Annotated in this window: 19 protein-coding genes; 9 read left to right on the top strand and 10 right to left on the bottom strand. The window is 64.6% G+C overall.

All coding sequences use genetic code 11. The features are described 5' to 3' along the window. Positions 1-87 precede the first annotated feature (87 nt). Together R3P93_RS14825 and R3P93_RS14820 are read left to right on the top strand one after the other, a co-directional pair. A complete protein-coding gene (locus R3P93_RS14825) occupies positions 88-4,044 on the top strand; it encodes a DNA-directed RNA polymerase subunit beta' (RefSeq protein WP_243596072.1) in 3,957 nt (1,318 codons plus the stop codon). Positions 4,045-4,243: 199 nt separating this feature from the next. Further along, positions 4,244-4,633 carry a VOC family protein gene (locus R3P93_RS14820; protein WP_094641133.1) on the top strand — a complete coding sequence of 130 codons (390 nt, stop codon included), beginning with the start codon at positions 4,244-4,246 and terminating at the stop codon, positions 4,631-4,633. 155 nt (positions 4,634-4,788) lie between these two features. Here the strand turns inward: R3P93_RS14820 and R3P93_RS14815 are convergent, their stop codons facing one another. Further along, positions 4,789-5,208 carry a VOC family protein gene (locus R3P93_RS14815; protein WP_094668733.1) on the bottom strand — a complete coding sequence of 140 codons (420 nt, stop codon included), beginning with the start codon at positions 5,206-5,208 and terminating at the stop codon, positions 4,789-4,791. A gap of 121 nt (positions 5,209-5,329) precedes the next feature. On the opposite strand from R3P93_RS14815, the gene R3P93_RS14810 reads away from it, so the two are divergent. Further along, entirely contained in the window at positions 5,330-6,943 is a 1,614-nt protein-coding gene (locus R3P93_RS14810; protein ID WP_317533363.1) for an alkaline phosphatase D family protein, read from the top strand. Positions 6,944-6,952: 9 nt separating this feature from the next. Here the strand turns inward: R3P93_RS14810 and R3P93_RS14805 are convergent, their stop codons facing one another. Both R3P93_RS14805 and R3P93_RS14800 read right to left on the bottom strand, forming a co-directional pair. After that, positions 6,953-7,294 (bottom strand): hypothetical protein, encoded by a 342-nt coding sequence (locus R3P93_RS14805; RefSeq protein ID WP_317533362.1) that lies wholly within the window; start codon positions 7,292-7,294, stop codon positions 6,953-6,955. A gap of 45 nt (positions 7,295-7,339) precedes the next feature. Continuing rightward, on the bottom strand, positions 7,340-8,980 hold the full coding sequence (locus R3P93_RS14800) for a GMC oxidoreductase (protein WP_317533361.1): 1,641 nt from the start codon (positions 8,978-8,980) through the stop codon (positions 7,340-7,342). 133 nt (positions 8,981-9,113) lie between these two features. On the opposite strand from R3P93_RS14800, the gene R3P93_RS14795 reads away from it, so the two are divergent. Then, complete coding sequence (locus tag R3P93_RS14795) at positions 9,114-10,049, top strand: endonuclease/exonuclease/phosphatase family protein (RefSeq protein ID WP_317533360.1); 936 nt, start codon at positions 9,114-9,116, stop codon at positions 10,047-10,049. On the opposite strand, the gene R3P93_RS14790 is transcribed toward R3P93_RS14795, so the two are convergent. Continuing rightward, complete coding sequence (locus tag R3P93_RS14790) at positions 10,046-10,420, bottom strand: VOC family protein (protein WP_317533359.1); 375 nt, start codon at positions 10,418-10,420, stop codon at positions 10,046-10,048. The two genes, R3P93_RS14795 and R3P93_RS14790, sit on opposite strands and share 4 nt — an antisense overlap. A 93-nt stretch (positions 10,421-10,513) precedes the next feature. Between R3P93_RS14790 and R3P93_RS14785 the strand changes: the two genes are divergently transcribed. After that, positions 10,514-11,482 carry an MsnO8 family LLM class oxidoreductase gene (locus R3P93_RS14785; protein ID WP_317533371.1) on the top strand — a complete coding sequence of 323 codons (969 nt, stop codon included), beginning with the start codon at positions 10,514-10,516 and terminating at the stop codon, positions 11,480-11,482. Here R3P93_RS14785 and R3P93_RS14780 read toward each other — a convergent pair. After that, positions 11,458-12,357, bottom strand: a complete 900-nt coding sequence (locus R3P93_RS14780) for a LysR family transcriptional regulator (protein ID WP_269595362.1) — start codon at positions 12,355-12,357, stop codon at positions 11,458-11,460. The genes R3P93_RS14785 and R3P93_RS14780 overlap by 25 nt on opposite strands. A gap of 130 nt (positions 12,358-12,487) precedes the next feature. Between R3P93_RS14780 and R3P93_RS14775 the strand changes: the two genes are divergently transcribed. Further along, positions 12,488-13,810, top strand: a complete 1,323-nt coding sequence (locus R3P93_RS14775; protein WP_317533358.1) for an NAD(P)/FAD-dependent oxidoreductase — start codon at positions 12,488-12,490, stop codon at positions 13,808-13,810. Here the strand turns inward: R3P93_RS14775 and R3P93_RS14770 are convergent. From R3P93_RS14770 to R3P93_RS14760, 3 genes are all read right to left on the bottom strand, one after another. Beyond that, entirely contained in the window at positions 13,807-14,460 is a 654-nt protein-coding gene (locus R3P93_RS14770) for a response regulator transcription factor (protein ID WP_068053396.1), read from the bottom strand. The two genes, R3P93_RS14775 and R3P93_RS14770, sit on opposite strands and share 4 nt — an antisense overlap. After that, a complete protein-coding gene (locus R3P93_RS14765) occupies positions 14,457-15,707 on the bottom strand; it encodes a sensor histidine kinase (RefSeq protein ID WP_317533357.1) in 1,251 nt (416 codons plus the stop codon). The genes R3P93_RS14770 and R3P93_RS14765 overlap by 4 nt, the downstream gene beginning before the upstream one ends. 80 nt (positions 15,708-15,787) lie before the next feature. Then, positions 15,788-16,363, bottom strand: coding sequence for a hypothetical protein (locus R3P93_RS14760; RefSeq protein WP_317533356.1), 576 nt, complete (start codon positions 16,361-16,363; stop codon positions 15,788-15,790). A 181-nt stretch (positions 16,364-16,544) separates the two neighbouring features. Here R3P93_RS14760 and R3P93_RS14755 point away from each other — a divergent pair, with 181 nt between their 5' ends. From R3P93_RS14755 to R3P93_RS14745, 3 genes are all read left to right on the top strand, one after another. After that, the gene (locus tag R3P93_RS14755) at positions 16,545-17,876 is read left to right on the top strand and encodes a hypothetical protein (protein WP_317533355.1); all 1,332 of its coding nucleotides are present in this window, start codon (positions 16,545-16,547) and stop codon (positions 17,874-17,876) included. Next, a complete protein-coding gene (locus tag R3P93_RS14750) occupies positions 17,873-19,276 on the top strand; it encodes an outer membrane protein assembly factor BamB family protein (protein WP_317533354.1) in 1,404 nt (467 codons plus the stop codon). Before R3P93_RS14755 ends, R3P93_RS14750 begins: the two co-directional genes overlap by 4 nt. Before the next feature lie 62 nt (positions 19,277-19,338). Further along, complete coding sequence (locus tag R3P93_RS14745) at positions 19,339-19,539, top strand: hypothetical protein (RefSeq protein WP_068053408.1); 201 nt, start codon at positions 19,339-19,341, stop codon at positions 19,537-19,539. A 34-nt stretch (positions 19,540-19,573) separates the two neighbouring features. On the opposite strand, the gene R3P93_RS14740 is transcribed toward R3P93_RS14745, so the two are convergent. Together R3P93_RS14740 and R3P93_RS14735 are read right to left on the bottom strand one after the other, a co-directional pair. Continuing rightward, positions 19,574-20,098: a SixA phosphatase family protein gene (locus tag R3P93_RS14740; protein WP_317533353.1), complete on the bottom strand. Its 525-nt coding sequence runs from the start codon at positions 20,096-20,098 to the stop codon at positions 19,574-19,576. Then, a complete protein-coding gene (locus R3P93_RS14735; RefSeq protein WP_068053418.1) occupies positions 20,085-20,627 on the bottom strand; it encodes a GtrA family protein in 543 nt (180 codons plus the stop codon). The genes R3P93_RS14740 and R3P93_RS14735 overlap by 14 nt, the downstream gene beginning before the upstream one ends. Positions 20,628-20,684 lie beyond the last annotated feature (57 nt).

The following is a 20,684-nucleotide window of genomic DNA, read 5'->3' as shown; positions in this document are numbered from 1 at the left end:
CTGCCGGATCCGCCCAGTGCGGATCCGGCAGGCGTTCTTCTCATTTGCTCTTCCAGCACAACACCCATAACGGGGAAAGGAAGTTACGTGCTCGACGTCAACTTCTTCGATGAACTTCGCATTGGCCTTGCCACTGCGGACGACATCCGTCAGTGGTCCTACGGCGAGGTCAAGAAGCCGGAGACCATCAACTACCGCACGCTCAAGCCCGAGAAGGACGGCCTCTTCTGCGAGAAGATCTTCGGCCCCACCCGGGACTGGGAGTGCTACTGCGGCAAGTACAAGCGCGTCCGCTTCAAAGGCATCATCTGTGAGCGCTGTGGCGTCGAGGTCACTCGCGCCAAGGTGCGTCGTGAGCGCATGGGCCACATCGAACTGGCCGCTCCGGTCACGCACATCTGGTACTTCAAGGGTGTGCCGTCGCGTCTGGGCTACCTGCTCGACCTGGCTCCGAAGGATCTCGAGAAGATCATCTACTTCGCTGCCTACGTCATCACCACGGTCGACGACGAGCTCCGTCACAACGAGCTCTCGACGCTCGAGGCCGAGATGGAGGTCGAGAAGAAGGCCGTCGCAGATCAGCGCGACGCCGATCTCGAGGCTCGTGCGCAGAAGCTCGAAGCCGACATCGCCGAGCTCGAAGCCGAGGGTGCCAAGTCCGACGTGCGCCGCAAGGTCAAGGACGGCGGCGAGCGCGAGATGCGTCAGCTCCGTGACCGCGCGCAGCGTGAGCTGGATCGTCTCGAAGAGATCTGGACCACGTTCACCAAGCTCGCTCCCAAGCAGCTCATCGTCGACGAGCTCATCTACCGCGAGCTCATCGACCGGTACGGCGAGTACTTCACCGGTGCCATGGGTGCCGAGTCGATCCAGAAGCTCATGCAGACCTTCGACATCGACGCCGAGGCGGAGTCTCTTCGCGAGACCATCCGCAGTGGCAAGGGTCAGAAGAAGCTGCGCGCGCTCAAGCGTCTGAAGGTCGTGGCCGCATTCCAGGCCGGCCGTAACTCGCCGATGGGCATGGTCCTGGACGCTGTCCCGGTCATCCCACCGGAGCTTCGTCCGATGGTGCAGCTCGACGGTGGCCGTTTCGCGACGTCCGACCTCAACGACCTGTACCGCCGCGTCATCAACCGCAACAACCGCCTCAAGCGTCTGATCGATCTCGGTGCTCCCGAGATCATCGTCAACAACGAGAAGCGGATGCTGCAGGAGTCGGTCGACGCCCTGTTCGACAACGGCCGTCGTGGACGTCCGGTCACCGGACCGGGTAACCGTCCGCTGAAGTCGCTCTCCGACTTGCTCAAGGGCAAGCAGGGTCGATTCCGTCAGAACCTCCTCGGCAAGCGCGTCGACTACTCGGGCCGTTCGGTCATCGTCGTCGGCCCGCAGCTCAAGCTGCACCAGTGCGGTCTGCCGAAGCTGATGGCCCTCGAGCTGTTCAAGCCGTTCGTGATGAAGCGTCTGGTGGATCTGAACCACGCGCAGAACATCAAGTCGGCCAAGCGCATGGTCGAGCGTCAGCGTCCGCAGGTGTGGGACGTTCTCGAAGAGGTCATCGCCGAGCACCCCGTGCTGCTGAACCGTGCACCCACCCTGCACCGGTTGGGCATCCAGGCGTTCGAGCCGCAGCTCGTCGAGGGCAAGGCCATCCAGCTGCACCCGCTCGTGTGTGAGGCGTTCAACGCCGACTTCGACGGTGACCAGATGGCTGTCCACCTCCCGCTGTCCGCCGAGGCTCAGGCCGAGGCACGCGTGCTGATGCTGTCGTCGAACAACATCCTCTCGCCTGCATCGGGCCGTCCGCTCGCCATGCCGCGTCTGGACATGGTGACGGGTCTGTACCACCTGACGCGTCTCGATGCCGGTGCTGTCGGCGAGCGCGCCGACGCCAAGACCGACACGGCCGAGTTCGGGGCGTACTCCTCCCCGGCCGAGGCTCAGATGGCCGTCGACCGTGGATCGCTCACGGTGCAGTCGCAGATTCGGGTTCGTCTCACCACGCAGCGCCCGCCGCGTGACATCGAGAACGAGCTGTTCCCCGAGGGCTGGACCCGTGGCGAGGCATGGACCGCGGAAACCACTCTGGGACGCGTTCTCTTCAACGAGCTGCTGCCGGCGGACTACCCGTTCGTCAACGAGCAGATGCCGAAGAAGCGTCAGTCGACCATCATCAACGATCTCGCCGAGCGTTACCCGATGATCGTCGTCGCACAGACCGTCGACAAGCTCAAGGACGCAGGCTTCTACTGGGCCACGCGTTCGGGTGTCACCATCTCGATCTCCGACGTCCTCGTGCCGCCGGAGAAGCCGCAGATCATGGAGACCTTCGAGGCTCAGGCCGATCAGATCGAGAAGAAGTACCAGCGTGGCGCACTCGACAAGGTCGAGCGCAACTCCGCATTGGTCAAGATCTGGCAGGACGCGACCGAGCAGGTCGGTAAGGCCATGGAGGCCCACTTCCCCGACGACAACCCGATCCCGATGATCGTGAAGTCCGGCGCAGCCGGAAACATGACTCAGGTTCGCTCGCTCGCCGGTATGAAGGGCCTGGTGACGAACCCGAAGGGTGAGTTCATCCCGCGTCCGATCAAGTCTTCCTTCAAGGAAGGCCTGACGGTCCTCGAGTACTTCATCAACACGCACGGTGCTCGTAAGGGTCTGGCCGACACGGCGCTTCGTACCGCCGACTCGGGCTACCTGACGCGTCGTCTGGTCGACGTCTCGCAGGATGTCATCGTTCGGGAAACCGACTGTGGCACCGAGCGCGGCATCGTCACGACGATCGCCGAGAAGACGGCCGACGGCAAGATGATCCGCGACGCTCACGTCGAGACCAGCACGTACGCCCGCACCTTGGCGAACGACGCTGTCGACGAGAACGGCACGGTCATCGTCGCTCGTGGACACGATCTCGGTGACCCGGCCATCGACGCGCTGCTCGCTGCGGGCATCACGTCGGTCAAGGTTCGCTCGGTGCTCACCTGCACCACCGGCACCGGCGTTTGCGCCACCTGCTACGGCCGCTCGATGGCCACCGGCAAGCTGGTCGACATCGGTGAGGCCGTCGGCATCGTTGCCGCACAGTCCATCGGTGAGCCCGGAACCCAGCTGACCATGCGTACCTTCCACCAGGGTGGTGTCGCCGGAGATGACATCACCGGTGGTCTGCCTCGCGTGCAGGAGCTGTTCGAGGCACGTGTGCCGAAGGGCAAGGCTCCGATCGCGGACGTGTCGGGACGCATCCAGCTCGAGGACGGCGATCGTTTCTACAAGATCACCATCGTTCCGGACGACGGCGGCGAAGAGGTTGTCTACGACAAGCTCTCCAAGCGTCAGCGTCTGCGCGTCTTCAAGCACGACGACGGCACCGAGCGCCTTCTGGCGGACGGTGACCACGTCGAGGTCGGCCAGCAGCTCATGGAAGGTGCTGCCGATCCGCACGAGGTGCTGCGCGTGATGGGTCCTCGCCAGGTGCAGATCCACCTCGTCAACGAGGTCCAGGAGGTGTACCGGTCGCAGGGTGTGTCGATTCACGACAAGCACATCGAGACGATCGTGCGCCAGATGCTCCGTCGCGTGACGATCATCGACAGCGGCTCCACCGAATTCCTGCCCGGTTCACTCACCGAGCGCAGCGAATTCGAGTCGAGCAACCGTCGCGTCGTCTCCGAGGGTGGCGAGCCCGCAGCCGGACGTCCGGTCCTGATGGGTATCACCAAGGCGTCGCTGGCCACCGACTCGTGGCTGTCGGCAGCGTCCTTCCAGGAGACCACTCGTGTGCTCACCGACGCGGCGATCAACTGCCGCAGCGACAAGCTCATAGGTCTCAAGGAGAACGTCATCATCGGTAAGCTCATCCCGGCTGGTACCGGCATTAACCGGTACCGGAACATCACGGTGCAGCCGACCGAAGAGGCACGTGCCGCGGCGTACGCGGTGCCGTCGTACGACGATCAGTACTACAGCCCGGACGGCTTCGGCCAGGGAACCGGCGCTGCAGTGCCGCTCGACGACTACGGTTTCTCCAACGAATACCGCTAGAGCGACTTCGTCGCACGTGCACGGCTGAGTTTTGGGTCGCTTCGCAGGCTCCGCTCCTGCCTCGTAGCCCACTACGAGTTTCCGTTCACGACGACAGAGCCAGCAGACAAAGCCCCGCATCGACTTCGGTCGATGCGGGGCTTTGTTGTATATCTGGGGTGCGCGGTGAGTTTTCGATGCGCCTCGAGTCGGTACCGGCATGACCAACCAAACCCCCAGCACCATCGTGAACATCGGCGTGGCCATGTTCACCGTCGCAGACCAGGATGCCGCTCTCGAGTTCTATTCACGCGTGCTCGGTTTCGAGCTGCGCGACGATACGCGTTTCGGCCCCGAGGGCGAGTATCGGTGGGTCGAGGTGGCCCCGCCCGGTTCGACGGCACGTCTGGCCTTGAATCCGCCGATGGGTGATTCGCCCGGCGGGTCCTCGATCGGTGTGGAAACCCCCGACGTCGAGGCGGAACATGCGCGGCTGGCCGCGATCGGCGGTGTCGACATGGACGCAATGTCCGGGACGGAGGACGGTGCGCCGCCCATGTTCGTGCTGCGTGATCCCGACGGCAACATGGTGTGGGTGGTTCAGGCCTGAATCGCACACCGGGCGGGTGGACCACCACGATCTACGGCGGCTACTGCGACGGCACTGTCGTCATGGATGTTGCTGCATATCCTGTCTCGCCGCTGCCTGTCTTGTCGCCGATGTTCGGCAGTAGCTGACCGACTGAGAACGCGTTCGTCGAATCATCAGTGATGGCAGACGGCTTCGAGGTCGATGCCGTTGAGATCGCGGACGAATGATCCGTAGTACGTGGCGTGGTATTCCGGCTGCAGCCCTGGAGGCCTGAGCTCGATCGCTCCTGCCGAGAGTGCCGCGGCGTGGAAGGCATCGACGGTGGCGCGATCCGGGGCGCTGAAGGCGAGATGGGTGTGCGGTCCGATGGCCGAACCCGGTGCGTCGACGATCCAGAAGAAGGGCTTCACCTGCGCCCAGCCGAACGCGATCATGGCGAGTTGGTTCGCCTCGGGGGTGTGCGGTACCCGCATGATCTCGCTGATCCCCAGTGGTTTCAATACAGCGCCGTAGAACTCGGCGCTGGCGTCGAGATCGGCGACGCCGATGTTGAGGTGGTCGATTTGGGAGCCTGTGCGGTCGGTGTTCGTCATGCGTTCGAGTTTTGCCGTGATTGCGGACGACTCAGGTCCTGAATCGAATGGAAATTTCGTGTTCATGTGCCCTTTCGATCGACGACGCGCACAGTTCGTTCGGGCGCGACAGCCTCGAAGGATGGTGAGACGGGGTAACGAGATACGGTTCGGTTCGGACATCTCCATGCGAGCGGGGGCCACACGTCGACAGTTTCTGACGTGGACTGCGCTGGTGGGGGCGTTGGCGTTCACTCCGGGACTCGCGGGAACCACGGCGCAGGCCCAGTCCGTGGTGACGCCCGATTACCCGTTCCGCCTCGGCGTGGCATCCGGCGATCCACTGCCCGATTCGGTGGTGCTGTGGACCAGACTCGCTACCGATCCCTTTGCGCCACTGGGCGGAATGACGCCTGGCGTCGTGCCGGTGCGGTGGCAGATCGCCGCGGACGAACGATTCGTGAACATCACCCGCGAGGGCGTCGAGCTTGCCACCGAGTTCGACGGCTGGTCGATTCACGTCGACGTCCGAGGGCTGGAGCCTGCTCGCGAATACTTCTATCGGTTCCTTGTCGGACCGCACTTCAGCTCGGTCGGCCGCACCAAAACCGCACCGGCGCTGGGCCAACCGTTGAGCAGGCTCGATTTCGCGTGGGCGTCGTGCCAGAAATGGGAGGACGGCTACTTCGGCGCGTACCAGGACCTGGCGGCGTCGAATCTCGATGTGGTGTTCTTTCTGGGCGACTACATCTACGAGTACGCGATCAAGGACGAGGGTGCTCGCAAGGGTGAGCCGCGTACCGAGTCGGCTGCCCGAGAGACCATGGTACTCAACGACTATCGAGACCGGTATGCGTTGTACAAGGCGGACGAGAACCTCGCCGCGGCCCATGCGTCGGCACCGTTCGTCTCGACGTTCGACGATCACGAGGTGGACAACAACTGGGCCTCGCAGATCAGTCAGGACGACGACGATCCGCGAGAGTTCCTGTTGCGCAGAGCCGATGCCTTCAAGGCGTGGTGGGAGAACACTCCGGTTCGGTCGAACCTGAAGCCCGTCGGCCCGGACATGACGGTCTATCGCCGGTTCTCGTTCGGCGATCTGGTGGACTTCTCGGTACTGGACACGCGGCAGTACCGCAGCGATCAGGCGCACGGAGACGGCGAGCATGCGCAGGACGCGGAGACGGCCGATCCGTCGCGCACCATAACCGGTGCAGCGCAGGAGAAGTGGATTCTCGACGGGTTCGCATCGCCGTCGACGTGGAACTTCCTGGCGCATCAGACGGTCATCTCGGACTTGGCTCGTGGGCTCGGTAGCGATCGCAAGGTCGGGATGGATCCGTGGAGCGGATACGAGGCGTCTCGGCACCGAATTCTGGACGGAGCCAGGGATCGTGGCGCGAAGAACGTCGCGTCGATCGTCGGCGACATTCATCGCACGATCGTCTCCGAACTGCGACGCGACTACCAGGATCAGGTGTCGCCGATCCAAGGTGTGGAGATCGCGGCCACGTCGATCGCGTCGGGCAAGGACGGTGCCGATGTCGACTCCGCCGGGGCGGCCATCGCCGAGGCCTCACCGCACGTCAAGTACGGCAATGCTCGCCGCGGCTATCTCCGCAGCACGCTGACGAACACCGAATGGCATTCGGAAGTGAGGGTTCTCGATGCGGTGTCGACGCCGGGCAGGCAGGTTCGCACCGCCGCAACCGTCACCGTCCCCGAAGGCCGCCCGGAGATTCAGTTGGGTTGACGCCGACGGTCACTGACGGACGGCGAACATCGGCATCGCAAGACCGAGCAGCATCACGGTGAACAGGAACCATGCCGCGCCCTGCCAGATCGGCCACGTGCCACCGGCTCGGTAGGACTTGTATCCCAACGTCAGAGCTCCGATACCGCCGAGGAAACACACCGCAGGCACCGACGCGGCCAACACAGGACTGGTGCGGTCGACTATCAGGAACACCGCGGTCAGGGCAGCCGCCACCGCCACGACGCCGGAGCAGTATCCCGCAGCCTTACGGAGGGCACCGGGGTCGTTCCAGCGCTTTTCGACGTCGCGGTCGGCGATGGTGCGTTCGGTCGGGTCGTTGACGGGCATACCTGTGGGCTACCCGTTCGGCGCGGGTCTACCCACTTCGGACGGTCAGCGACCGTCGGCGATGATCTGCGCGACGTTGCGTTCGGCCAACGCGGTGATGGTGAGCGACGGGTTGGCGGCTCCGGTGCTACCGGGGATCAGCGCACCGTCGACGACGTAGAGCCCGGGGTGACCCTTCACCCGCCCGTAGTTGTCGGTGGCGTCGCCCAGTACCGCGCCGCCGAGTGGGTGGGCGGTGAAGGTGTCGTCGACGTCGCGGGTGAACGGTTCGGCTGCGACGACGGTACCGCCGGCCTGAGCCATCCGATTCTGCACTGCGCGTAGGGCTTCCACGGTGTCGCGGCTGCCACCCTTCGGCCAGTTCAGGGTCAATGTGTCTGTGGCGGAATCGAATCCGAAGTTTCCACGCAGGGGATCGATGGTCATACCGAGGGAGCCGATGAAACCGAGATTCACCGGAACGCCCGGCACGTACCAGTTCTCGACGGTCAGTGGCAGTCCTGAGTCGTCGACGATGCGGGACGCGCACGGCGCACCCTGCGGCCCTGCCGACATCGGCCCCAGTGACCGCGTCATCGACGCGTCGCCGTTGGTGCCCCATCCGGTGCCGATGAATTCGTTGAGGTTCGCCAGCGCACCGGTGGTGCGGGCGCGCATCAGCAGCTCGGTGGTGCCGATGGACCCGGCTCCGAGGACGAGGGTGTCGCAGGTGAGTGTGCGTGTCTCGAGTACGTTGCCGAACGGGTCGAGGCGTTCGATCTCGACGCGGTGGCGGCCGCCGGATTCGGTGCCGATCGCCGCGACGCGATGGCTGTGACATACCGTCGCGTTGCCGGTGGCCTCGGCCTGGGGGATGTAGTTCTGGGTCAGGTCGTGCTTGGCACCGTTGGAGTTGCCGAAGGTGCTCGCGCCGACGGTCGCGGACGGCCTCGAGCGGCCGCCGATCTCGTCGCGGACGACGTTCCAGTTCCAGTTGCCGTCCACTGCCTGAGGGGTGAACCCGGCCCGCCTGGCGTGGTCGTCCCAGGTGCGTGAGTGTGCGAAGTTCGGGCTGTTGTAGACGTCCTCGGGCATCGCCGACGGCCGGAGCATCGAGAGCGCCTTGGGGTACCAGGTGGCGGCCATCTCGTCGTAGTTCAGTCGTCCGCCGAAGGAGAGGTCGAAGAACTTCTTGTCCGGGGCGATGGTGACGCCGGTGTAGACGATCGAGCCGCCGCCGACGGCAGCGCCGCGCCAGACGGAGAGGTTCTCGTAGCGGGTGGTGTCGAGGACGCCGCCGAACAGGTCGACCGGCCCGACGGGCATGCCGGTGATGTTGGTGAACGAGCTCTGCTGCCACAGTCCGCGTCCGTCGGCGGTCATGTCGGCGGTGAAGATCTCGCGCCACGGATCACGTGGCCAGCGCAGTCCGCGTTCGAGGACGGTGACCTGGGTGCCGGCCTGAGCCATGCGGAGGGCGGCGGCGCTGGCACCGAATCCGGAGCCGATGACGATCACGGGTGAGTGGTCCGGTGGGCGCGGGGGATCGGCGAACAGCTCGGGAACCAGTGCTCGGATGCGTTCGGCGCCGATCGGCAGCGCACCTGCGGTGGCGGAGCCCGGCATTCCGGCCGAGTTCAGGACCGGAGCGGCGGCAGCGCCGAGCATTCCGGCAGCGGCCAACCGCAGCAGTTGCCTTCGGTTCACGGAAAGTCCCCCTACTTGACTCACGGACAGCGTTGTCGATTCTGTCGTGTTTGCGGCGAGAAAGCGAACAGTTCGGTCGGTCTCGAGGATGCTTCCCAGCTCGGCCTCAGGTTTGCCTGTAAGACTTCCGCTCATGGTTTCGGCATCGATGGCCCTGTTACTGCTCTTCGCAGCGGTACTCGGCATCGTGGCGCACCTGGTCGACGCGCGGGGGCAGGCGATGCTCGTTGCCGCGTCTTTGGCACATGTCCTCATGCTCGCCGCGGTGCCCGGCGCTGCACTCGCGGCCGTGGCGTTCGGGTGGTGGGGGCTGGCTGCGGGGGCGGCTGTACTGACGGGTGCCATCGCAACGCAGCTGCCGCTGCAGAGGCGCAGATTCACAACGAACTCCGACGAGCCGACTCTGACGGTCCTGCACGCCAACATCTGGCTGGGACGGGCCGATCTCGACGCGTTGGTTGCGCTGGTCGAGCAACACCGCCCGGACGTGCTCACTCTCGTAGAACTGACGCCCGAGGCCGAGGCCCGTCTTCGCCCGAGACTGTCCGGCTCGTTGCCGCACGCGTACGTCAGCGCCGCCCCCGGCGGCGAAGGTACCGGCATCTACAGCCGCTTCCCGCTCGTCGACGAGCAGCGGCACGACGGTTTTGTCACCGAATTGCTCTCTGCACGGGTGGAGATGCCGGGTCGGCCGCTGGTGTTCGCGGTTCACCCGGTGCCGCCGTGGCCGCGGGAGCCGTCCGAGTGGGTTCGCGAGCTCGCGCTGCTGCGTCAACTACTGGCCAAGATCCCCGTCGACGACGGTCCCGTGGTGGTGGCCGGCGACTTCAACGCGACGCAGGATCATCGGCGGTACCGAGATCTACAGGACGGCCGGTTCGTCGATGCCGCGGTGGCCACCGGGGCCGGGATGCTCAGGACGTATCCGGCGCACACCTGGTACCCACCCGTCATCGCCATCGACCATGTTCTGGTGGCGGACATGGCGGTTCGATCGGTCGAGCCGGTGACGATCACCGGTTCCGACCACCGCGGCATCGTTGCCAGACTGGCGTTTCGGCCGGTTTAGGACCGGGCCGGCAACTGCTGCACCGACCACGTGTTTCCGTCGGGGTCAGCGAAGTACACGAACGTGCCCCAGCCCTCGTCCTTGGGCGGATCGATGGTCAGACCCGCCGACGTGAGGTGCTCGTAGGCCTCCTGGACGTCGTTCACGACCATCAGAATTCCGGCTCCCTTGCCCGGTTCGGCGTCGGTGATGCCCTCACCGATCGCGATGGAGCACGCCGATCCCGGGGGAGTGAGCTGGACGTACCGGATGCCGTCCCAAGGGCGGGCGTCATGGTCGGCGTGGAAGCCGATCGAGACATAGAAGTCCTTGGCGCGGTCCACATCGGTGACGGCCAGGGTGACGAGTTCGATCTTCATGGTGAGGTTCATGGAGAAATGATGAGCGCCTTTGCGGACACATTCGGTCCGCTATCAACGAACGCTTCGAGAAATATGCTCGACGCTTCCCCGGTTGACACACAGGTGTTCTTCTCACTGCTCGACAGATCCCGCACTCGGTCCGGAATGGACGACGCCTCGGCGCTGCGGCATACCGTCGAACGAGCGGTGCATGCGGAGAAGATCGGGCTGCACCGGTTCTGGGTGGCCGAGCATCACGGCGTTCCCGGTATCGCGTCGGGCGCGCCCGCGGTACTTGCTGCGGGGGTGGCGTCGCGCACCTCGCGCATTCGCGTCGGATCCGGCGGGGTGATGCTGCCCAATCATCAGCCCTTGGTCGTGGCCGAGCAGTTCTTGATGTTGGAGTCCCTCTTTCCTGGCCGAATCGACCTCGGTGTCGGCCGCTCCCTCGGATTCACCGAACCGGTCCGCGCAGCATTGCGCCGAGACTGTGACGCGCCCGACACGTTCGAGTCCGACATCGCCGAATTGCGTTCGTATCTGGACGGTTCGGCCGCGGTGACGGCGCGCCCTGCCACCGCTGCTCCACCGGTGTTCGTCCTCGCCACCGGAGCCGGTCTCGAGGTGGCCGCTCGCGCCGGGCTTCCGGTGGTGGTCGGTGGACCGGTGCTGCAGAAGGACGATCCGTTGGCGTTGTATCGCAAGCACTTTAGGCCCACGCCCTCGAATCCCGAACCGTACGTGATCATCTCGCTAGACGTGACGATCGCAGCGGACGCCGAGGATGCACGTAGGTTGGCCGTCCCGGAGGCATGGGCGATGGCCAGGTCCAGGCGCGAGGGCGAGTTCCCAGCTCTGGAACGAGCGTCTGCGATCGACGAATCGCAGTGGACGCCGCAGACACGGAACCGAATCGAGGCGTCGTTGGCGTCTAGCATCCTCGGCACGACCGGGCAGGTCCGTTCTCGGTTGGAGGAGGTGATCGAGCGCACCAACGCGAACGAGATCATGGCCTCGACGTCCACGTACGATCGCGCCGAATTGTTCGACGCCGATGCCGCGTTCGCTCAGCTCGCAGGGGTGGCGGGCTGAACAGGTGCTGTCGCAGCCAGGGCTGCTACGAGGTCGCGCTGGATGTCGGTGGCGGCCACGGTCGCGTCGACGACGGCCGAGACCGGGAGCCGCAGCCTGCGGTCGGCCTCGGTGCGGAAGACCAGGCCGGTCTTGGGGGTGCTGTCGGCGGTGCTGGCGTACAGGATGGACCAGCACTGCGGGTTCTTGAGGAGTTCGGCGCTGGCGGTGTGATCGGACGCCACGGGTGGGCCGAAGCTCAACGGCAGTCCGCTGCGCTTCATCTCGCGTTCGATCACCCGGTGCAGCAGGATCTGCTCGCTCCGTTTGGGAAGTAGCAGGGGGTAGCCGGCGAGCTGGCTCAGGCTCGGGTTGTCCTCACCCGCCAAAGGATGGCCCTCGGGGAGGACGACGACGAGGTCCTCGGTCCACAGCTCGGTCACATGCAGACCGGAGCGTTCGACGCTGCCGCGGATCAGCGCCACCTGGCAGTCCCCGGACGTCACCGCTTCGATCTGTTCTGCGAATCGTTTCAGCACGAAGTCGATCTCGGCGTCGGGGTGACGCTCGCGGACCGCGACGATGGCGGAGATTGCGTTGGCCGCGAACGTCATGTTTCCGGTCAGGCGCAGCTGGTTCCGCTTGCGCGTCGTCAGCGCCAGGGCGGCCTGCTCGAGCTCCACCATGTGCCGGGCGATGGAAACCAATTGTGCTCCGACGACGGTCAATCGGACGGTACGTGAGGTCCGCTCGAACAGCGGTTCACCGATTTCTCGTTCCAGCTTGGAGATCTGCAGACTGATCGCCGATTGCGAGACGTAGCAGCGTTCGGCAGCGCGCGAGAAGTTCAGTTCCTCGCCGACCGCGAGGAAGTACTTCAGCTGCCGCAGTTCCATATAGCCATCCAATCATGAGTTCTGCTCATAGATGCTATTTCAACTTCCGCGTTGATAGAGCACCGCGGTCGGAGTTTCATGGAGGTAGTTCTTCGTAGAGGAAAAGACTCGAGCCGAAAAGGAAAGTGCTGTGCAAACGTACGACGTCGTCATCGTGGGATCGGGATTCGGAGCATTGGCTGCCGCCAAGTCTCTGGGCAAGGCCGGTGTGACGTTCTCGCTGATCTCCAGCACCACCGAACACCTCTTTCAGCCGCTGCTCTACCAGGCCGCCACCGGAATGCTCTCGACGGGTGAGATCGCCCCTCCGATCCGGCGCATCCTCGCGCAGTACGACTCGGCCGACGTGCGTCTCGGACGCGTCGTCGATGTCGATCCCGAAAAGCACCAGGTCACCTACATCGGTGCCGGACAGAGCCACACCATCGGCTTCGGTCGATTGATCGTCGCCACGGGTGCCACGCAGGCGTACTTCGGGCGTGACGAGTTCAAGGACCGCACGTTCGCGCTCAAGACCGTCGATGACGCGATCGCTCTGCGTGAGCAGATCCTGAGTTGCTACGAAACTGCCCACTTGACAACCGATTCGGCTGCTCGCAAGGAATTGCTGAGCTTCGTCGTTGTCGGTGCAGGCGCGACGGGTGTCGAATTGGCCGGCCAGATCAGGGATCTCGCGCACCGCTACTTCGCCGGCTCGTTCCCCGACATCGACCCGAGCGACGTCACGGTCACTCTCGTCGACGGAGTCAAGGAAGTGCTGCCCGCATTCGGCGGCAAGCTCAGCGCGTACGCCCGCACGAAGCTCGAGAAGTCCGGCGTCGACGTCGTCACCGGAGCCATGGTCACCGACATCGCCGACGACGTCGTCACGGTGCAGGATGTCGACACCAAGACCTCGCGTACCTACCCGGCCAAGACCGTCATCTGGTCGGCAGGTGTTCAGGCCAGCGACCTCGCGGCCACGATCGCCGAGCGCACCGGGTGCGAGACCGACCGTGCCGGACGCCTTCTCGTGCACGACGATCTGACGGTCGGCTCGGCGAAGGACATCTACGCGATCGGCGACGTGACGTCGCTGCACAAGCTCCCCGGACAGTCGCCGGTGGCGATGCAGCAGGGCAGGCACGTGGCGAAGATGATCATCGGAAAGGTCGACGCGGGAACGCCGTTCGAGTACACCGACAAGGGCAGCATGTCGATCGTCGGCCGGTTCAGTGCGGTGGCGCGGCTGTTCGGCAAGGTCGACATGTCGGGCCCGATCGCCTGGCTCATGTGGCTCGCGGTGCACCTGATGTACCTGGTCGGCTTCCGGAACCGCTACGTCGCGGTGGTGTCGTGGATGACCTCGTACATCGGCGACAAGCGCCCGCACTTTCAGTACACCGACCACTCTGCCTCGCTGGTGGAGCGCGCCGATGAGACCGCGGATGACGAGGAGCAAAAGGCAGCCTAGCTGCTCACCAGGCCGTTGCGGTAGGCCCAGATCACCACGTGCACTCGGGTTTTCACGTCGAGTTTGCGGCAGATGTTACCGATGTGGGTCTTCACCGTGCTCTGTTCGAGTTGCAGTTCCCGCGCGATCTCGTTGTTGCCCAGGCCCTGCGCCAGTAGTTGCACCACTTCCATTTCTCGCAGGCTCAGGTCGTGTTGCGGCGGAACTGAGTTGGGTCGACTCGGCGCGCCGCGGCGGGCGAACTCGGTCATCAGGCGCGGGGTCAGTCGAGGAGAGAGCACCGCTCCGCCGCAGGCGACGGTGACCACCGCGTCGGCGAGTTCGTCGGGATCGGTGTCCTTGAGCAGGAAGCCCGACGCCCCGGCATCGAGGGCAGCGAACACGTACTCGTCGAGGTCGAACGTGGTGACGACGATGACGCGAACGTTGTCGAACTGCGCCAGTATCTCGCGCGTTGCGGTCAGCCCGTCACCGTTCGGCATCCTGATGTCCATCAGCACGACGTCCGGTTTCAGGGTCGATACCTGTTGCACGGCATGTCTTCCCGAGTGCGCGTGCCCGACCACTTCGATGTCGGGATGGCCCGCCAGGAACAGCTCGAATCCCTGCCGAACCACGGGTTGATCGTCCGCGATCAGAACGGTGATCATGCCGGCACCTCCTGCGCCCGAGAGATCTTTCCGCCGACGGGCAGTCGAGCGTGCACGGTCCACGTCGTTCGGTCGTCGGAAAATCCGGCGTCGAGGGTCCCGCCGAGTAGAGCGGCCCGCTCCCGCATACCCGGAATGCCGAATCCCTGTCCTGTGGACTCGCGCTGCTCTGTCCCATCCGACGTCATCGTGTTGGTAACGGTCACCTCGACGGTCGACGAACCCACGGTCACCTGCACGCACACAACGCAGTTCGGCGCATGGACTCGGGCATTGGACAACGCCTCTTGAACGACGCGGTAGCACGTCAGTTGCACGGCGCTGTCGGTATCAACGCTGTCTGCCACAATGCTCGTCTCGATGGACGCGAACGAGATTCGAGACTGTTCGATCAGCTCGGCGATGTCGGAGATCATCGGTTGCGGTGCAGTGTCGGTGTCGAAGCTGAGGTCGGTGTCGAAGCTGTAGGCCGCGTCGCTCGGTCGCAGGATGCCGACGATCTGGCGCAGGCTGTCGAGGGTGCGCTGGCCGTGTCCGATTGCGCCGGTGAGTAGTTCGCGTGCCTGCTCGGGGTTGCTCGGGATGAGGGTCTTCGATGCTTTGGCTTGGATGAGCATTCCGGTCAGGTGGTGAGCCGCGACGTCGTGGAGTTCGCGTGCCATGGCTTTTCTCTCGTTGTCCAGCGCCGCGTCGAGCTGCTGTCGGTGTTCGATCTCGGCTCGGCGGAGGGCAGCCTCGCTCTCGAGCTCCTGGGCTCTGTTCCGTGCGATGTACTTACCCAGAGCGATGAGCACCGTGTAGTTGACGGCGAGGTTCACGACCTGCTCGGCCACCACCCCGATCGTGCCACCGGGTCCGGCTGCGGCATCTGGAAAGGAAAGCCGTGTGTCGACGCTGACGACGATCTCGAGGATGAGGCCGACCGCAAGGGGAGCGAACAGGCGTGGCCCGGTCACTCGAATTGCCAACGCGGCGATCGCAAACCAGTACAGCGGGGTGAATCCGAGGGTGCGGTCCGGCAGAACCAGAATCAGCGCGACGCTGATCGCAACCACCGACAGGTACGACACGACGGGAAACGATCGGCGCACACACGTCGCGGCGGTCATCGCCAGCAGGGCAGCGATACCCACTGCGATCAGGGTCGGGCTGCGGACGAGTTCGTCTCTGGTGTCACCGACCATGCCGGTGGAGAGTTGGAATCCGGCGTAGACGAGCGTGGCCAGGAGCATTTCGAGCGGCAGCACCGCGGGATTTCGCGGTCGCCATGCCGGTCGAAACCTGCGCAGTGTCCTGGAACCAGCCAGTGTCCTGGAACCTCCCACCATCAGAGTCGACTCCGTTCTCCTGCCGCATCTTTCGAGCTCGAGTTGTGCTTGCCGGCCACCCACAGCGGTCCGGTGACGAACCAGAAGAACGTGATGACTCCGAGTGGCTGGATCACGGTCTTCAGTGCCGCTGCCTGCTCCGAGTCTGCCACGGTGTACGCCAGGCCGTAGGTGATCACCAGTGCGATGGTGGCGGCGACCAACCACTTCACGAACCCGCGGATCTCGTTGCGGTAGGCCTGCGGACCGGTCTTCGGGGCCTTGACCGGTGCGGGTCCACCGGCGAATCGGTGCGCGAAGCGTACGTCGAGCCAGGCGACAGTGGAGTGCGCGAACACGACGGTCCAGCCGAGGTAGATGCCGGCGAGGCGGTGTGCGAATTCGACGTCTCCGCCGCGGTGCAGGTCGAGCGCCACGGCTGCGATCAAGACGAGGTCGAGGACCGGGAGCAGGGCGAGCGTGATGGTGTTGGCGCGTCGCATGCGTGCCAGGTAGCGAAGGCACAGGCCGCCGATCACCAGAGCCCAGAAGCCGATCTCGCAGATCGCGATCGTGAGCAGAATCGGATTGTCCATGGATCCGATCTCACCGCAGCCGACGTGCACGCGATACCCCCGCGGAGGCGTCGTCGCTGGTGGTTCGGCCGAAGGTACGACGCTGCGCTCCACCGAAAGTCGTAGCTCGACCGAAGGCCGATAGCTCCACCTGAAGTCGTGGAGCGTCGAGTCTTGTGAACGGCAGGCTAGGCTTCTCGCCGTGATAGACCTCGACGCGTTGCACCTCGGAGCGCTCGGGCGTCAACCGAAGATTTTCTGGGTCTTCGTCGCTGTCGCTGTGGTCGCGGCGGGAGTCATCGTGGTGGATTCACGCGCGTCCGGTCCTGCGGACGTCGCGTTGCCGGATACGCCTGCGTCGAGCGGGTTCAGCGCGTCGAACTACGACCAGGGTGAGTCGTCGACCACGATTCCGGGGTGTGATGCCGTCGTCGTTCCCGAGTCCGGGGAATTCTCAGGGGCGTATTTCCGCCTCGAGGGAGGACGCTACGACGACCCCCGTTATCCATGGTTCTCCGGGCGCAAAGCTACTGCGCTGTCCGATGCGCTTGTTTCTGCGTTGCCGGCCGAGACCGCCGTCGAGTTCGCAACACCCGGTACGTTCGCGTTCGGTGCCGAATCCGCGTTTCGATTCGGTCCTGTCCAAGGTCCCACGTCCGATAGCTCTGTCGGCGATGGTCCGACGGATGATCTGTCGATGTTCGCGAGCGCCACTGCCGCCGGGTTGCTGATTCGCAACGGCAGGGGTGCCGACGTGACGGTGACGATCTCGAAGTCGACTGCCGGTGTACCGCCCTGTGTCGGTGGCAGTCTCGATCGCAGGCAGGTCGCAGCCGACGGTACGGTCGTGGACACGAAAGAGTCCACCGGCGAAGACGGTGGTAGAACAGCGGTGGTCAGGACGGCGACTGCATACGCAACCGATGGAACGACGTTGCAGGCCAACGCAAGCCAGTTCGTGTCTTCGGATGAAGCAGTGTCCATGAACGACCTGATCTCCCTGGTGTCGTCGAGCGAGCTGCGAATCGGTGCAGCGGTGCCGGACGGAACCCGACCCCCTCCTCTGCCGTGTGACACGCGAGTTGGGTCGCAGGATGGACCAGCGGTGACTCGCGCCGACGCAGACCGTATCGGTCGCGCTCTGGACCAGGCTCGAATCCGCGCGCTTCGGGCCGTGATCGTGCTCGAGCAGCCGCTGGCACCGATGCAACGGAGTCCGTTGTCCCACGACTCGTTGTGTGCAGCCGGAACAATTCTGACGCCAGGATCGGAAGGCGTTGTGACCGTGGCGATCACGGGTGGACAGCCGCTCCCGGAAATTCCCGATGCATATGACCCGACGGCTGATCGCTCGGTCGACACCGTGCGCCTGCCCGACGGATCGATGTCCGAGAGATCGAAGCGCGGCGTCAGGACCGTGACTGTGACCCGGCCGTCGGGCACTCGTGTCCGTATCTCGTCGACATCGGCGGGCGAGCTCGTCACGGTCGGCAATCTCGAGTCCATCGCGACGGCACCGGGCCTGGACCTGTGAGCACCCGATGGCCGGTGTGGACAGCGGGAGCCGTGGCGTTGGCGACTGTCGTTGCTGCGGTGATCGTTGTCGCGCAGGACGACGACCCAGCGATCGCGACTGCCCCCTCATGGACGACCACAGCTCCGCCGACGGTTCCGCGTGCGCCGGAGGTCCAGTGGTCCAGATCTGCAGAGGCCGTCTACGGCCGCGAGTTCGCGCAGTTTCGTGATCCTGGTGCAGGCGGACGGCTCAACCCCAGCGCAGCGAGATTCATCGATGCGGGCGGGGTGTATGTCGCTTCGGTGGGTCTGCCGGATCCTGCTACCGGGAATTTCGACGCTCCCGCGATGGTGGGCCTCGACGCAACGGATGGATCCACACTATGGCGGCGAGACGATCTTCGGGTGGACTCCTGTGCCGACCGGCCGTTGTCGGGATACCTCGTCTGCCTCTCCAGCACCGAGTCGGAGAATCCGGAATCGACGATCGTCACGGTGGACACCACGACCGGTGCTGGTCGTTCTGTTCGTGTGCCGCAACGTGTGTTCGCTGTGGGAACCGACGGGTTCTCGCTCTACTCGATCAGTTCCACTGTCACGCAAGCAGGTTACGAGGGAACGCCGCAGCTCGCCAAGGGTTCTGTGGACGATGTCGGGCGCGATTGGGTCACCGAATTTCCCGGCGAGGCCGTTTACGCGGGTATGCCGGGGCCGGTCATCACCATCGACGGAAACTACGGCCTGGGCCGGTTCGGTTCGACGGCAATAGGATTCGACTCGGTCACTGGAACGATCACGTGGTACCGGGGTTATCCCGACAGCTGCGTGTCGCAACCTTTTCGGGTGCAACCGGCACTGGTGATCATGACCGAGGCGGTGTGTACGCAGTCCCAGACGTACGCCGGTACCGTCGCGCTCGCCTCGGATGGTCGAACAGTCGCCAGAGCTCCGCTGCCGGTGTATCCCTTTCTCGAGATCGACGATCCAACGGACCTGTCGCTGCCGATGGTCGTCGGTGACAGTGCGTTCGATCGGACGACCGGAGAGTTTCTGTGGTCGAGCCCGCTGTTGGCGTCGACCAATGGCGTAGCTGTCGTCGGGGATGTGGTGATCGCACGTGCTCCCGGAACAGCTCATGTGACGGCATTGGATCTGAGAACCGGTTCGGTTCGGTGGGAGAACGATCCCGATGACTACTACCCGATCACGGCGTACGCCGACGGTCTCGCGTACTCCACCGTCGGCGGGACCGTGGAATCGATCGCGTTGGATGACGGTACGACACGTCGGCGGTTGGAGATCGAGCCGACGCCGGACCCCTATGCAACGAATCGGTACCTGGCATCGTGGGTGATCGAATCCGCCGACAGTCTGGTGTATTCGTCCACAGCCACGATTGCCGTCGTCGACCGCGGGTAGCTGCTGTCGGTGCGCCTACAGTGGAAGTACGCAAACGGGACATACGAAACAGGGAGTCCGCCATGGCAGGCAAGAAGATCGACAGAGTGCATGCACAGTCCGCGTTGGAGACGGTTCGAGAGAATCCCGGCATCGCGTTGATCGCCGCTGCGCCCGCGTTGGTGGTGCTGGCGCTGGTGTGGTGGCTGCTCGGGTTCCCGGCAGCGCTGATCCTGTTGATTGCAGCAGGCGGTGCCGGCTACCTGTACCTCAGGAACCGCTGATTACCTACAAGCACTGACTATCGGGAAGCACTGACTACTGATCGGCGCGAGGGATGCAGAACTCGGTGATCGTGGCCGAGCTTGCTGCGAGCTCTGCCCACGACTTCTCCGTGGTGAGCACGGCGATTGCCGAGGTGGGGAAGCGGTGACGAACCTCGCGGGCCACGTCGGTGTCGTCGTCTGCCGCCAATTCGAGTGAGGTCCAGGGAATTCCGGGTTCGTGTCCGACGACCAGCAGCGTCGAGACGGTCACGTCGTCGAAGTACGTGTCCGCAAGGCGGATCTCGTCGATGATCTCGTCCGCGGATCCGCCGTAGATGTCTCGCTCGAATCGGGTGGGAGCGTCGCCCATGCCGGTAGCGGCCAGCGTTTCGCGGGTGCGCAGGGCCGTCGAGCACAGCACTGCATCGACGCGGCCGACGTGTTCGGTGATCCAGGCTCCGGCGAGTGCCGCCTCGCGTTGGCCGCGCGGTGCCAAGGGTCGTTCGTGATCCGGCACTCCGTCGGGGTAGCCGGATTTTCCGTGCCGCATGAGCACGAGGGTCCTAGTGGTCGCCATGCCGTCCACCGTAAACGGTCAGGGCGGCGGGGTCGGCAAGAACGTTCACCGGTTCCGGGAAGACGAACTTGCGCATCGCCCACCATCGGAATGCGGTTGCCAGCAACGTGCCGATGATGGAGCCGCTGACGAAGTCGGCGATGTTCTCGGTGAGGAAGGACACGTTCGGCGACCGCAGATCCAGCACGTAACTCGACACCCACAGCGGTAGCTGGTTGATTGCCAGGCCGGTTCCGGCGACGGCGAAGAACAGCGCTGCCTCGTGGTGACGACGTCGTCCGCCACGCGCTGTGAACGACCATTCCCGGTTGAGGATGTACGACACGATCGTCGCGATCAGCACGGCCAGAACGTTCGCTGTCACCGGCTTGTCCTGCAGGATCGTCCACTTCAGGCCGAAGAACAGTACGACGGTGACGACGAAGGTGATCGCTCCGACGATGAGGAACTTGAGGGCCTCGGCGTGCTTGACGAGGGGCTCGAGCCAGCGTTCGGGAACGCGGTCGGTGAGGCGGTCGGACACATGCATCCGATCGACGTTACCTCGAGTAACGGATCCGGCCCGACGACGAACGATAGGCTCGCA

Origin of the sequence: Rhodococcus cerastii, from assembly GCF_033042195.1 — a bacterium.
GTDB lineage: Bacteria > Actinomycetota > Actinomycetes > Mycobacteriales > Mycobacteriaceae > Rhodococcoides.
Note: the sequence above shows the minus strand (reverse complement) of the source record. Positions and strands in the feature narration are given on the sequence as shown.

Coding starts and splice junctions, on each gene's coding strand:
- R3P93_RS14745 (WP_068053408.1), top strand. CDS start 19,339: ATGGCAGGCAAGAAGATCGACAGAGTGCATGCACAGTCCGCGTTGGAG.
- R3P93_RS14815 (WP_094668733.1), bottom strand. CDS start 5,208: ATGACGAACACCGACCGCACAGGCTCCCAAATCGACCACCTCAACATC.
- R3P93_RS14820 (WP_094641133.1), top strand. CDS start 4,244: ATGACCAACCAAACCCCCAGCACCATCGTGAACATCGGCGTGGCCATG.
- R3P93_RS14795 (WP_317533360.1), top strand. CDS start 9,114: ATGGTTTCGGCATCGATGGCCCTGTTACTGCTCTTCGCAGCGGTACTC.
- R3P93_RS14740 (WP_317533353.1), bottom strand. CDS start 20,098: ATGGCGACCACTAGGACCCTCGTGCTCATGCGGCACGGAAAATCCGGC.
- R3P93_RS14735 (WP_068053418.1), bottom strand. CDS start 20,627: ATGCATGTGTCCGACCGCCTCACCGACCGCGTTCCCGAACGCTGGCTC.
- R3P93_RS14805 (WP_317533362.1), bottom strand. CDS start 7,294: ATGCCCGTCAACGACCCGACCGAACGCACCATCGCCGACCGCGACGTC.
- R3P93_RS14790 (WP_317533359.1), bottom strand. CDS start 10,420: ATGAACCTCACCATGAAGATCGAACTCGTCACCCTGGCCGTCACCGAT.
- R3P93_RS14760 (WP_317533356.1), bottom strand. CDS start 16,363: ATGGACAATCCGATTCTGCTCACGATCGCGATCTGCGAGATCGGCTTC.
- R3P93_RS14780 (WP_269595362.1), bottom strand. CDS start 12,357: ATGGAACTGCGGCAGCTGAAGTACTTCCTCGCGGTCGGCGAGGAACTG.
- R3P93_RS14810 (WP_317533363.1), top strand. CDS start 5,330: ATGGTGAGACGGGGTAACGAGATACGGTTCGGTTCGGACATCTCCATG.
- R3P93_RS14770 (WP_068053396.1), bottom strand. CDS start 14,460: ATGATCACCGTTCTGATCGCGGACGATCAACCCGTGGTTCGGCAGGGA.